The following is a 13,321-nucleotide window of genomic DNA, read 5'->3' on the forward strand; positions in this document are numbered from 1 at the left end:
TTGATCTTGATCCACGGGCGACATCGGAAGGCTGAGCGGAGGGATTGATCCGGGCGTGGGAGCGCAGCGACCGTTTGGCGCAGCCAAACACAGCGAGAGGAGGTGCAGCGAAGCAAACCGTAGGCGCTGCGCCCGGATCAATCCCGCAGCGAAGGGACCCCGAGCCCCAGCGAGCGGGCCGAACGCAGGAGCAAGCCTTTTCGGTTACCTTTTCGGCGTTTGGAAAAGGTGACTCGCCGTAAGGGCGAAACCGCCAGCCGCCACACCCCAAAAAACGGATATACCCCCAAAACCCCAAGAACCTGGTCGGCCCAAAGGCCGCCAAGCCCAAAGCGTGACGCCTGTCAAAACCCTGAACACACAAGCAGAAACACCGCCCCCCATTGAAACCACCCCAAGCCTGCCCCATCTAAGACCCATACCCCATTGCGCAGGTGCCCCATGAGCGACCAGCAAGAATTCCCGGACAACCCCGACGACTACACCGAAGCCGAACACATCGAACACACCTCCTCCGGCAAAGGCCTGGCCCTGCCCGGCCAGAACCTGCCGGACAAGGTCTACGTCATCCCGATCCACAACCGCCCGTTCTTCCCGGCCCAAGTGCTGCCGGTCATCGTCAACGAAGAACCCTGGGCCGAAACCCTCGATCTGGTCAGCAAATCCGAACACCATTCCCTGGCCCTGTTCTTCATGGACACGCCCCAGGAAGACCCGCGCCACTTCAACACCGGCGCACTCCCCGAATACGGCACGCTGGTCAAGGTCCATCACGCCAGCCGTGAAAACGGCAAGCTGCAATTCGTCGCCCAGGGCCTGAGCCGCGTGCGCATCAAGACCTGGCTCAAGCACCACCGCCCGCCGTATCTCGTTGAAGTTGAATACCCGCACCAGCCCACCGAGCCGACCGACGAGGTCAAGGCCTACGGCATGGCGCTGATCAACGCGATCAAGGAGCTGCTGCCGCTCAACCCGCTGTACAGCGAAGAGCTGAAGAACTACCTCAATCGCTTCAGCCCCAACGATCCGTCGCCGCTGACCGACTTCGCCGCCGCCCTCACGTCGGCGACAGGCAATGAGCTGCAGGAAGTGCTCGACTGCGTGCCGATGCTCAAGCGCATGGAAAAAGTCCTGCCGATGCTGCGCAAGGAAGTCGAAGTCGCGCGCCTGCAGAAAGAGATCTCGGCGGAAGTTAACCGCAAGATCGGCGAGCACCAGCGCGAGTTTTTCCTCAAAGAACAACTCAAGGTGATCCAGCAGGAACTCGGCCTGACCAAGGACGACCGCAGCGCCGACCTTGAACAGTTCGAACAACGCCTGGAAGGCAAAGTCCTGCCGGCGCAGGTGCAAAAGCGCCTTGAAGAAGAAATGAACAAACTGTCGATCCTCGAAACCGGATCGCCGGAATACGCGGTCACCCGCAACTACCTCGACTGGGCGACGTCGGTGCCGTGGGGCGTGTACGGCGAGGACAAACTCGACCTCAAACACGCGCGCAAGGTGCTCGATAAACACCACGCCGGCCTCGACGACATCAAGGACCGCATCCTCGAATTCCTCGCCGTCGGTGCGTACAAGGGCGAAATCAGTGGCTCGATCGTGCTGCTGGTCGGCCCGCCGGGCGTGGGTAAAACCAGCGTCGGCAAATCCATCGCCGAATCCCTCGGCCGACCGTTCTACCGCTTCAGCCTCGGCGGCATGCGTGACGAAGCCGAGATCAAGGGCCACCGCCGCACCTACATCGGCGCGCAGCCGGGCAAACTGGTGCAGGCGCTGAAAGACGTCGAAGTGATGAACCCGGTGATCATGCTCGACGAGATCGACAAGATGGGCCAGAGCTACCAGGGCGACCCGGCCTCGGCGCTGCTGGAAACCCTCGACCCGGAACAGAACGTCGAATTCCTCGACCACTACCTTGACCTGCGCATGGACCTGTCGAAAGTCCTGTTCGTGTGCACCGCCAACACCCTGGATTCGATCCCCGGCCCGTTGCTGGACCGCATGGAAGTGATTCGCCTGTCGGGCTACATCACCGAAGAAAAAGTCGCCATCGCCAAGCGCCACCTGTGGCCGAAGCTGCTGGAAAAGGCCGGCGTGTCCAAAGGCAGCCTGAGCATCAGCGACAGCGCGCTCAAAGCCTTGATCGACGGTTACGCCCGGGAGGCCGGGGTGCGCCAACTGGAAAAACAGATGGGCAAACTGGTACGCAAAGCGGTGATGAAGCTGATTGAGGACCCGAAAGCGGTGATCAAGCTCGGGCCGAAAGACCTCGAAGCCTCGCTGGGTCATCCCGTGTTCCGCAACGAACAAGTGCTGTCCGGCACCGGTGTGATCACCGGTCTGGCCTGGACCAGCATGGGCGGCGCCACCCTGCCGATCGAAGCCACACGCATTCACACGCTCAATCGCGGTTTCAAACTCACCGGGCAATTGGGCGATGTAATGAAAGAGTCGGCGGAGATCGCCTACAGCTACGTCAGCTCGCACCTGAAGTCGTTCGGCGGCGATCCGAAATTCTTCGACGAAGCCTTCGTCCACCTGCATGTGCCGGAAGGCGCCACACCCAAGGACGGCCCGAGCGCCGGCGTGACCATGGCCAGCGCCCTGCTCTCGCTCGCCCGCAATCAGCCGCCGAAAAAAGGCGTGGCGATGACCGGTGAACTGACGCTCACCGGGCACGTGCTGCCGATTGGCGGGGTGCGTGAAAAGGTCATCGCGGCGCGGCGGCAGAAGATCTTCGAACTGATCCTGCCGGAGCCGAACCGGGGCAACTTCGAGGAATTGCCGGATTACCTGAAGGAAGGGCTTACCGTGCACTTCGCCAAGCGCTTTGCAGATGTGGCGAAAGTGCTGTTCTGATCATCATGTAGTGCCCTGATATACCGCTTTCGCGAGCAAGCTCGCTCCCACAGGGTTTAGGGTGGACACAGGATTTGTGGACACTCCCGGCCACTGTGGGAGCGAGCTTGCTCGCGAAGGCATCCGTCCAGACACTCCACTCCTGACTGTCACACTTTGTCTCATCTTCAGTTATGCTCGCCGTTCGTCGTCAACGCCGGAGCCACTGAGCCTATGTCCCCCACTCGCCTGTTTGTCCCCCTCGCCCTCTCTTTACTGGCCGCCTGCGCCACGCAGCCAAAACAGAACGTGACCGTGGAAAAACAGAGCGAATGCCCCGTGCGCCTCACCAACGGACAACACCTGATTGTGATGCTGCCGAGCAATCCCACCACCGGTTACCGCTGGGCGATTCAGGACTCGGCCGGTGGTGTGCTGCGCGCGCTCAGCCCCGAGGTCTACAGCAGTCCGAAAGACTCGGGGATGGTCGGTGCGGGCGGATTCTCCACCTGGCGCTTTCAGGCCTTCGCCACCGGCACCGGACGCCTGCGCCTGACCTCGCAGCAACCTTGGGAACCAGAAGTTGAACCGGCAGAAACCTTCGACTGCGCGATTTCGGTGAACTGATCGTGGGCTGGCTGATTCTGGCGCTGATGGGCGCGGCGACATTTCTCTACGGCGTCAGCACCCATGCGGCGCTGCTGTGCCTGTTGGTCAAACCGTTGCCGGTGCTGGCGCTGCTCGGCTGGCTGCACGATGCGCCACCCAGCGACTATCGGCGCTGGATCAGTCTCGGGCTGATTCTTTCTGTGCTCGGTGACGTGTTGCTGGCGTGGCCGGGGGATCTGTTTGTGTTTGGCCTGGGTGCGTTTCTGGTGGCGCATCTGGCGTACCTCAAGGCTTACCTCAGCGATTGCAAACGGCTGGCGCTGCTGCCACTGGTGCTGGCGCTCGGCGTGGGCGCAGTGCTGCTGGGGATGCTGATTTCCAGCGGTCTTGGGCCATTGCTGGTGCCGGTGGTCGTCTATGGCACCGCGATCAGCACCATGCTCTGGCGCGCCCTTGCCCGCCTCGGCACCGACGTGCCCAAGCGCTCGGCGCTGCTGGCGGCGGCGGGTGCGCTGGCGTTCGTGTTTTCGGACAGTGTGATTGGTATTGATCGTTTCGTATCGCCATTCCACGCGGCGCCGTACGTGATCATCCTCAGTTACTGGCTGGGGCAGTGGGGGATCGCCGCTTCGGCGTTTTCCGTGAAACACCGCTAATTTTGTAGTGAGGGGATTTATCCCCGATGGGCTGCGCAGCGGCCCCGAAAGTGTCATTGAGTTATGTCAGACAGACCGCAGCCACAGGTTTTGGGGCTGCTTCGCAGCCCATCGGGGATAAATCCCCTCGCCACGTCGGACAACCCAAGCATCCCAGCGCCACTTTGGCTAAAATGCCGGCCTTTTCATCGACACCGCCGGAACCGCCGTGAGCAAAGAACCCGATCGCATTTTCGCCCAGCCGATGGCCCAGGTGCCTGACTTCGCCTTCAACGAGGACGTGGTGCGGGTGTTCCCGGACATGATCAAGCGCTCGGTACCAGGTTACCCGACCATCGTCGAAAACCTCGGCGTGCTCGCGGCGCAATTCGCCCAACCAAACAGCGTGCTGTATGACCTGGGAGCCTCGCTCGGCGCTGTCACTCAAGCGCTGCGCCGTCACGTGCGCACCGACGGTTGCCGGGTGATCGCGGTGGATAACTCGGCAGCGATGGTCGAGCGTTGCCGCGAATACCTCAATGGTCAGGATTCGATGTTCCAGGAATTGCTGCCGGTCGAGGTGATCGAAGGCGACATTCTCGCCCTCGAATTCAAACCGGCTTCGGTGGTGGCGCTGAACTTCACCCTTCAATTCATTGCGCCCGAGCAGCGTACCGCGTTGCTGTCGCGCATCCGTCAATCGCTGCTGCCCGGCGGCGCGTTGATTCTGTCGGAAAAACTGCGCTTCAACGATGCCGAAGAACACGCGCTGCTGACCGACCTGCACGTCGCGTTCAAACGCGCCAACGGCTACAGCGAACTGGAAATTGCCCAGAAGCGCAGCGCCATCGAAAACGTCATGAAGCCCGACAGCCTCGAAGAACACCGCGAACGCCTGCTGGCCGCCGGGTTCTCGAAAGTCGTGCCGTGGTTCCAGTGTCTTAACTTTGCCTCGTTGATTGCCTTGCCATGATTGATCTGTCCCCCCTCGCCCGCCGTTTGGCCGGCACACCGCTGGCCGACTGGGCCAACACCCTGCAAGTGCAACTCGACAAGAAAATGGAGAAAGGTCACGGCGATCTGGAGCGCTGGCAGAGTGCGCTGGACGCGTTGCCGAAACTGGAGCCGACTGAAGTCGATCTGCTCAACGGCCTGAAACTCGACACCGATTGCGACGCCGAAACCCGCGCCCGGATGCGCACCGCGCTGATGGGCCTGTCGCCGTGGCGCAAGGGGCCGTTCGACCTGTTCGGCGTGCACGTCGACACCGAATGGCGCTCGGACTGGAAGTGGTCGCGGGTCGCCCCGCATCTGGACCTGAAAGGCAAACGCATCCTCGACGTCGGTTGCGGCAACGGCTATTACATGTGGCGCATGCTCGGCGCCGGTGCCGACAGCGTGATCGGCGTCGACCCGAACTGGTTGTTCTTCTGCCAGTTCCAGGCCGTGCAACGCTACCTGTCGGAACCGAATGCCTGGCACCTGCCGTTTCCGTTCGAAGACCTGCCGGCGAACCTGGAAGGCTTCGACACGGTGTTCTCCATGGGCGTGTTCTACCATCGCCGTTCGCCGATCGAGCATTTGCTGGCGCTGAAGGATTGCCTGGTCAAGGGCGGTGAACTGGTGCTGGAAACCCTGGTGGTCGAAGGCGACAAGCATCAGGTGCTGGTGCCGGAAGATCGCTACGCACAGATGCGCAACGTGTGGTTCCTGCCGTCGGTGCCGGCGCTGGAATTGTGGTTGCGCCGGGCAGGCTTCACCGACATCCGCTGCGTGGACGTCAGCACCACGACGGTTGAAGAACAGCGCGGCACAGAGTGGATGAAGTACCAGTCGCTGAGCGACTTCCTCGATCCCGAAGATCACAGCAAGACCATCGAAGGCTTGCCGGCACCGATGCGGGCGGTGATTGTCGCTCGCAAATAAAGCAGAATCTAAAGATCGCAGCCTTCGGCAGCTCCTACATCAATCCCTGTAGGAGCTGCCGAAGGCTGCGATCTTTTGATCTTAATCCCGGTTTGCCCGCCGCGCCCTGAAGAATTCGGTCAACACCGCCCCACACTCCTCCGCCAGCACCCCGCCTTCATACAGCACCCGGTGATTCAAAAAGCCCTGGGTGAAGAACTGCCCCTGACTCTGCACAATCCCGGCCTTGGGCTCCAGTGCGCCATACACCACACGAGCAACCCGCGAATGCACGATCAACCCGGCGCACATGCTGCACGGTTCCAGCGTCACGTACAGCGTGCTGCCCGGCAGACGATAGTTATCCACTGCTTGCGCGGCGGCACGGATCGCGACCATTTCCGCGTGGGCACTCGGATCGCTGGTGGTGATCGGGCAGTTGTAGCCGCGACCGATGATTTCACCGTCCTGCACCAGCACCGCACCCACCGGCACTTCGCCGAGGGCGGCGCCTTGGGCGGCGAGTTCCAGGGCTTCGCGCATGAAATCGCGGTCACGGCTGCGGTCGATGATCGCGGCGGGGCGAATCTGACGCATCACTTCACCTCGATGGCGGCCATCAGGCCGGTTTCCATGTGGTCGATCACGTGGCAATGGAACATCCACACCCCCGGGTTATCCGCCACCAGCGCCACTTGCGCACGCTCGTTCTTGCCCAACAGATAGGTGTCGGTGAAGTACGGAGTGATTTTGTGCCGGTTCGACGCAATCACCTTGAAGCTCATGCCGTGCAGGTGAATCGGGTGCTGATACTGGGTCATGTTCTTCAATTCGAAGATGTAACTCTGGCCCAGCTTCAGGCTGGCAATCGGCCGATCGGCGCAGGTCTTGTCCGTGATGTCCCAGGCCTTGCCGTTGATCTGCCACAGGCTCGGCGGCTTGCCGTTGTCGACATTCACCGACACCGAACCGACCCATTCGAAATTGAAGTTGAGTTTCTCGGCATTCGCCAGATCCGGCTCGGCCACCGGGTTGGCGGGCAAGGCTTTCGGCCACGCGGTCGGCGCATCGTTATTGGCCACCGAGCGCAAGGTTCCCAGACGCACCGGGCCGTTGCGCAGCGACAACTCTTCACCGGCCGGCGGCGCCTTGATCGCCAGGCAGATACGCATGCCCGGCCCCAGCCAGTATTCCTTGCCCAACGGCCGCGGCTCGATCGGGTTGCCGTCCAGCGCATAAATCTGCGCTTCGACGCCGGGGATGTTGATGCGATACGTCAGGGTGTTGTCGAGGTTGAGCAAGCGCACCCGGGTGATCTGCCCGGCCGGCAACTCGATCACCGGCGTTGGCACGCCGTTGATGGTCGACAAGCGTCCCGCCGTACCGCCACGCGCCGCTTCCCGGGGGATGCTGAATTCGACGAAATTGCCTTGCTCGTCGATGTGCCAGTTCTTCAGGCTCAGGGTCTTTTCGTACTTGAAACCGGTCGGCTCGCGCTCTTCGACGATCAACGGCCCGACCAGCCCGCGCCCCAGCTCTTCGCTGCTGCTGACATGCGGGTGATACCAGTAGCTGCCGGCATCCGGCACGCGGAATTTGTAATCGAAGTATTCACCGGGCAGCACCGGCAATTGCGAGACGTACGGCACACCGTCCATCTCCAGCGGCAGGCGGATGCCGTGCCAGTGAATGGTGGTCGCCACCGGCAGGTGGTTGATGAACCGTACCCGCAGCCACTCGCCCTGACGCACGCGCAACTCGGTGCCCGGTGCCGACGGGCCGAACGCCCACGCCTCGGTCTTGTGCCCCGGCACCAGCTCAACGTCCAGCGGCGCCGCGATCAGCTCGTAGTCATGCCCCGCGTCGGCGTCGGCCCTCTTGCCCAACCAGTAACGCGACGCGCCTCCCGCTCCGACACCAACGACAACAAGACCGGCCAGGCCACCGAGGATTTGGCGACGGGTAAAGGACATGAACTCAACTACCTCACGTATCTGCGGCGGGCCCGCAGGCCCGTAAAGGGCGAATACGATACACCTGCAATTGAGAAAGATTAAGTGAAGTGTTGTCGCATTGAATCCGGTATTGACGACAAAAAGAAACTCACTTTGCTCTTGAGCCTCAAGCAGGGGCGGCGTTTACTCCAATGGTTGTATTGGCCCACTGTGCCATAAACGCGGCTACCCGCTCCTCGATGCGACTCTCGACGGTGCGTAGACGCAATAGAGCAACACCCGCCTTTTGCAAGATGCTGTCTTTCAAGGCATCCCGTTCGATTTGCATCGGTGTCGCGTGACTCCCCCCGTCGACCTCTATTACTCCGAGTGGTCTTTTGCCGACTTTGAAATAGATAACGAAATCACAACTGGCGCGGTTGTCCATGAACTCCCTCTCTCTCGGGGTAAGCCACTCGTTGGTCATCGAGACCAACTGGTTCAACTCGACCTGGCCGTGGGCTGCAATGCCCCGGTAGACCTCCTGATCAAGGGTCTCTCGCAGTATCTGCGCCATGATCTGCTCGGACTTGTAGTCGGAATCGCTCCTTCGCAACTTGCTATTGAGCCGCTCCAGAGACTTGTCGTATTCCTTGTAGAGCAGATCGAAAGCCGATATCACTGGGGCGCGATAAAGTTGCGCTTCATCAGCGTAGTACTCCATGTAGCGCACCAGCGCTGCGATGTGCCCATTGTTGGCCGTGAAAACGTCTTCACCGGTGACCAGGGTGAAGCGCTTCTTGGCCCGCGATACCGCCACATTGATCATCCGAGGGTCGTCCACGAACGACAGAAGTTTCGGTGTCGTGCTCTTTTTATCCAGCACAGTGGAAAAGACAATCTCGTCGCACTCCCGCCCCTGGAATTTGTGAACGGTGTCTTTGACGAAATACTTTGGCAAAAGCGTGCCAGATAACCTGGCTTGGTTCCTGAACGGGGCGATGAAGCCTCTGCCGTCTTCGTCCTCCCAAGCACTTTTGCCCTCACCATCAAGCACTGCCAACAGTGAATCCAGTTCCCGGAGATTGGTTTTGCGCCGCGTGTGATTACCCTTCGCGGTGATCAGCAATGACAACGGCTTTTCCCCATGATCTTCAGTCATCGGAACCAGTTGATTGTCGTAGAACTGCTGATTGCAGAACTTGATGATCTGCGGATGACAGCGATAGTGTTCCTTCAATAGGGTCATTGGGATGGCACCTTCGAACACGCTGATACACGAATCAAGCAAACTGTACTTCTCGCAGTCGTAATGAACCGCTGGCGCGGCCATGCACAGCGTCGCCGGAATGTGTGCCAACTGCTTTCTGTCACCGACAACGATCAGATTCTTCGCACAGCCCAGAGCCAATATTCCAGGAACGATGTCCTGCTGCGAAGCCTCGTCAATGATGACATAGTCGAGCACTGTGCCGGTTTTCAAGGAATTGACGATGGAATGCGTACCGCTTGAAATGATCGGATAGCGCATGATGAACTCATCGAATCTGGCTTTCCGATAACTATTGCCATCGAAGGGCTCAGTTTGCGGAACATGCCGGTGGAGATGCTGCTTCAAGTACTTCATAGAGGTACTCGTAAGTTCTTCAAGCAACACCTGATAATTACCCAGCCGCAGTTTTTCCTGAACCCCTGCCAGCGCCGCTTTTCTTTCCTGAAGCGCTTTGTCGTAGTAGTGAAGCTGCAGACCGTAGAAGACCGACTTACGCTTGGCCCAGTCATCGAATGGTTTCATGCGCAGGATCTTGAAGTTGAACAGCATTTCTATCCTGTCCTTGATCCGCACGCGGTTGCCAGCAAGGTGCGTCAGGAATGCCATCAGATCGGTGGCCTTTTGCGGGGTCAGGTTGTATTTGCCCAAGGGAATGGGATCCAGCACGCCACTTTCTTGCTGCCACTGCCGCAAATAACTGCGTTCAATCTCCAGTTCACTGACTTCAGTCTGCAGCCTGGCCATCGTGTTGCGGTCAGACAGGTAGCATTTTAGCTGCTGAAAGACACTTTGAATGGTCGCCATCTCAGGCGCCGCCTCAGGAGCCATTGAGGGTCGGGGACGAGGATTGGTAAAAAACGCTTCACGGTTTTCGTTGCTGCCCAGCTCGGCAACCAGATAATCGAGGCCTGACTTACCCAGCTTTTCACATACGTTGGAAACGGCCGCATTATTGTTCGATACCACCGCCACGGTTTCTCCACGCAACAGAATGTTGGCGATGATGTTCAGGATGGTTTGTGTCTTGCCGGTGCCGGGAGGGCCTTCTATCAAACTGATTTGAGAAGTGAAAGCCTGCTCTACCGCTTCAAGCTGACTCTCATTGAGACCAAATGGAAAAATAAGGTCTGCTACCAGCTTCTGATTTCCATTACGACCGGTGCAATAGGCGTGCAATGCTGTGCTCGAGCATGCAGGTATTAACTCGAGTTGGCGCCGCACATTCTCGGCGATAACTTTATCCTTCTCCGATTCTGCCTGAATGACTCTCGCATCAGCTACAGAGCGGAAATACCGGAAAACCGAATCATCTTTTATCTTCGTCGGTGTGGCGAATTCGATATCGGCGAGCTTGTAAGCGTACTTTTTACCACCTGCGAAATACTGAACGACGGCATATTTCTCGCCGTAAATCACTGCGCTCTCGATAGCACTTATCACTGAGCTGGATTTTTTCCTCATAAGCTGGTTTTTCAGATCTCGAGTCGGAACAACCTCGCAGTCGGCAAGCGGACTGGGCCAACTCTTGCCAGATGGATAGTGACAAGTCAGCGAAACTCCACCGCGCCCATCACCTTTTATCGTCCAGTCGCTAATCTGAGGGGTCTTGTCTATTCCGTTCACATAGATGGAAACCATATATCCCTTACGCAAGCTGCGCTCACAGCCCACTCACATCCCTGTCGTTGAAATCCGAAACCAGTGTTCCGGAGCAATTGACACTATTTTGCCACTATCGTTCTTCCGTATACCAGCTTCTCGCCGGCATACGCAGCAAACAGAAAAAAGCGTGTAGCGCCCCATCACTCATAAACATCCTAGTTTTTCCAGTGAAGCAGCTTGTTACTGTTGAAATGCGAGGCAGCCTGACAACCGGAGAAAACTTTCCGTAGAATGCCAACGTGGCTATGGAACACCTTCCTTCTAAACCCTATGAACTAGGGGTTCCGCTCTCCACACCGCGCCTGCTCCCAGCAGGCGTTTTCATTTTGGCTGTAGATACGATGCTGCAGCTCGCTCACAACGGCGACTCAGGGAGAAAATCAAGCATGAATCAGGAGCTGTTCCTGCGTCGCCGCAGTAAAGTTCACGTCCCGATGGGCACTGGGGGTGCCACGCACGCTCAGGTCGCGTCGGCTGTCCGGGAAATCGCGGCGTTCCGGTGCGTACTGTCAGAGCCTCTGATTGAACAAATCGGCCTGTTGTCGGCGACAGAACTCAAGTACTGGTTGCGTGACATTATCGAAGTTCTTCGGCGCAGGAGTGGCGCTCATGTGCACCACCGGCCGTTTTACCCTGACTTTCCTGAACAGGTTCTGACGGCCTCGGAGGCCGAGCTCTACCTCAACGCCGTCATGCATTACCTCACGCTTCGACGTTTACCCGCGACTGAAGAATCTCGACCGCCACTGCTTGAAGGCAACTTCACGCCCTGGGTGATCGAACCAGGAAGCATCCCTGAGTTCGAGTCACTGCTCGAGCCACTGGTTTCATCACGCACCTCGCTCTCCGAAGAGGAAGCGGCCGATGTCATGTGGTTTATCCGCGAGTACAAAAGTGATGTGTTCCGTCTGCTGCCTGAGGTCGTCCCGTTCCGGGAGATCCGGGCACAGGTTGGCGGCGCACTGATCCTGCATGTACCTGGCGATGCCCGAGTAGATGCATTCCTGGAGCAAAACGTCGAAACGGCGACTGACGTGCTACGACTGGCGATCGCGCTGAATGGAGGAGACGTGTCACTGGCGACCGCTACGACACGTTTCAAAGCGATGAAGCGCTCGATGCGCCGTCGGTTGTTGAGTCTACTCGATCAAATACCCAACGCTACAGAAGACGTGATGCGGCAAGCCGAGCGATGGAAACGCCTGGCTGAAGTACTCCATCCGGGCGATTACCCCGATAAATACCCACGAGCGTTGGCCGCCATCACCGCAGCGCGTCGCAACGAAGCGCCCGCCTCATTTGGTTCACGTGTCGAAACACTGTTCGCCCAGCGTGATATTGCCGAGCTTGTGTCCGTGCTACAGAGTCGTCCCGGTGAGTTCGCCCGACGGCTGGACGCGACACTGCGGCGGGCGACGGAACCTGAGCCGGTTCTCGATGCGTTCGAGGCTGTTGCACCACAAGTGTCCACGCCTGTCCTGCTGCAGCTACTGGCTCAGTCACGTGCGCCGCGCCCTTTGCCTCTTCGGGCATTCACACCCAAAGGTTCATTCGCCAAAGTGTATGGCATCAAGGATGACCGAGAGCTTCTCGCACCCGAGGTGTTGGCCCGCGCAGCCCGAATCTGCGAGGACGCTCTGGTAACTCGGTTTGCGACACTCTCGCCATTGGGTCGCTGTTACATCGATCCACAATTACGCGAATACAGGGTACCGCTAGCACAACGCGCTTCTTCGAAGTCGCTACGTACACTGGTGCGGGGCAGCCGATTGCCAATGCCTGACACACGTTTCATTCGTCTGTTCCTGTGGTGGAAAAACGGTCGCTCACGTACGGATATCGATTTGTCCGCCGCTTTTTTCGATGCCAACTTCGTGTTCAGAGAGACGGTTGCGTACTACAACCTGAGAGATTACGGCGGCTGCCACAGCGGCGACATCGTCGACGCACCCGAAGGGGCTTCGGAGTTCATCGACCTCGACCTTGACGTCCTCGTCGAGAAGGGAATCCGTTATGTCGTCACGTCCATCAACTCGTACACCCAACAGCCGTACTGCGATCTTCCAGAGTGCTTCGCTGGCTGGATGGCCCGCACCGATACGGCATCGGGAGAAATATTCGAGCCGCGAACCGTGTTCGATCGTATCGATATTGCATCCGACACACAGATCTGCCTGCCATTCGTGATGGACTTGCAGGAGCGGCGCGTGATCTGGGCCGACCTGGGACTGACCTCAGCTCCCCGGTGGAACAATGTCGGGAACAACCTCAGCGGAATATCCTTGATGCTGCGAGCCTTGGTACATACACCACGGCCTGATCTGGAGACATTGTTCGATTTGCATGTACGATCACGAGGCGAACGAGTGGCTTCGGCGCAGCATGCACAAGCGGTGTTCGCACCTGATCAAGGGGTAACGCCGTTCGATACGGACTTGATTCGGTCACTGTTCCTTTAGTATCTG

The 13,321-nt window shown here is 58.8% G+C and carries 9 protein-coding genes; 6 read left to right on the forward strand and 3 right to left on the reverse strand.

Annotation, left to right across the window (positions count from 1 at the left end):
- Nucleotides 1–441: 441 nt before the first annotated feature.
- The 5 genes from lon to cmoB all read left to right on the forward strand — a co-directional run bounded on the left by lon (nucleotide 442) and on the right by cmoB (nucleotide 6,008).
- Nucleotides 442–2,859, forward strand: a complete 2,418-nt coding sequence (gene lon / locus HXW87_RS26525; RefSeq protein WP_095668384.1) for an endopeptidase La — start codon at nucleotides 442–444, stop codon at nucleotides 2,857–2,859.
- A 213-nt stretch (nucleotides 2,860–3,072) separates the two neighbouring features.
- A complete protein-coding gene (locus tag HXW87_RS26530) occupies nucleotides 3,073–3,465 on the forward strand; it encodes a protease inhibitor I42 family protein (RefSeq protein ID WP_086791731.1) in 393 nt (130 codons plus the stop codon).
- 2 nt (nucleotides 3,466–3,467) lie between these two features.
- Nucleotides 3,468–4,103, forward strand: a complete 636-nt coding sequence (locus HXW87_RS26535; protein WP_239778044.1) for a lysoplasmalogenase — start codon at nucleotides 3,468–3,470, stop codon at nucleotides 4,101–4,103.
- Nucleotides 4,104–4,347: 244 nt separating this feature from the next.
- Nucleotides 4,348–5,055 (forward strand): carboxy-S-adenosyl-L-methionine synthase CmoA, encoded by a 708-nt coding sequence (cmoA, locus tag HXW87_RS26540; RefSeq protein WP_219737930.1) that lies wholly within the window; start codon nucleotides 4,348–4,350, stop codon nucleotides 5,053–5,055.
- Complete coding sequence (cmoB, locus tag HXW87_RS26545; RefSeq protein WP_239778046.1) at nucleotides 5,052–6,008, forward strand: tRNA 5-methoxyuridine(34)/uridine 5-oxyacetic acid(34) synthase CmoB; 957 nt, start codon at nucleotides 5,052–5,054, stop codon at nucleotides 6,006–6,008. Before cmoA ends, cmoB begins: the two co-directional genes overlap by 4 nt.
- 81 nt (nucleotides 6,009–6,089) lie before the next feature.
- On the opposite strand, the gene tadA is transcribed toward cmoB, so the two are convergent.
- The 3 genes from tadA to HXW87_RS26560 all read right to left on the reverse strand — a co-directional run bounded on the left by tadA (nucleotide 6,090) and on the right by HXW87_RS26560 (nucleotide 10,832).
- Nucleotides 6,090–6,584, reverse strand: coding sequence for a tRNA adenosine(34) deaminase TadA (gene tadA, locus HXW87_RS26550; protein WP_239778047.1), 495 nt, complete (start codon nucleotides 6,582–6,584; stop codon nucleotides 6,090–6,092).
- The gene (locus HXW87_RS26555) at nucleotides 6,584–7,960 is read right to left on the reverse strand and encodes a multicopper oxidase family protein (RefSeq protein WP_182402314.1); all 1,377 of its coding nucleotides are present in this window, start codon (nucleotides 7,958–7,960) and stop codon (nucleotides 6,584–6,586) included. Before HXW87_RS26555 ends, tadA begins: the two co-directional genes overlap by 1 nt.
- Before the next feature lie 148 nt (nucleotides 7,961–8,108).
- Nucleotides 8,109–10,832 (reverse strand): AAA domain-containing protein, encoded by a 2,724-nt coding sequence (locus tag HXW87_RS26560; RefSeq protein ID WP_182402318.1) that lies wholly within the window; start codon nucleotides 10,830–10,832, stop codon nucleotides 8,109–8,111.
- Nucleotides 10,833–11,242: 410 nt separating this feature from the next.
- Between HXW87_RS26560 and HXW87_RS26565 the strand changes: the two genes are divergently transcribed.
- Nucleotides 11,243–13,315, forward strand: coding sequence for a TerD family protein (locus HXW87_RS26565; protein ID WP_239778049.1), 2,073 nt, complete (start codon nucleotides 11,243–11,245; stop codon nucleotides 13,313–13,315).
- Nucleotides 13,316–13,321 lie beyond the last annotated feature (6 nt).

Source organism: Pseudomonas sp. Y5-11, from assembly GCF_022368695.1.
Lineage (GTDB): Bacteria > Pseudomonadota > Gammaproteobacteria > Pseudomonadales > Pseudomonadaceae > Aquipseudomonas > Aquipseudomonas parakoreensis.